Below are 331 nucleotides of genomic sequence, written 5' to 3'. Positions count from 1 at the left end.
GAACCGAACTGGGCCGATCTTGCGGTCGAGCTCAAGAAGCCCGGCGTCACCTTGCTCATCCTGTGGGAGGAGTATCGCGGGTCGCATCCCGACGGTTATGGCTACAGTCGCTTTTGTGAACTTCTAAGGGGATTTCAGCAACGACTGTCGCCGACAATGCGTCAGGAGCACGCCGCCGGCGACAAGGTCTTCGTCGATTATTCCGGCAAGAAGATCCCAATTGTCGATCGCAAGACCGGTGAGATCCGCGAGGCGGAGATCTTCGTGGCGGTGCTGGGTGCGTCCAGCTACACCTTTGCCGAGGCCACCTGGACGCAAACGCTCCCCGACT

1 pseudogene is annotated in these 331 nt (G+C 59.8%); it reads left to right on the top strand.

Annotation, left to right across the window (positions count from 1 at the left end):
* Positions 1 to 331: pseudogene (locus tag AC0L3D_RS37060) on the top strand (IS21 family transposase); the annotation flags it as partial.

Source organism: Mesorhizobium sp. WSM4837 (genome assembly GCF_055811435.1).
Note: the sequence above shows the minus strand (reverse complement) of the source record. Positions and strands in the feature narration are given on the sequence as shown.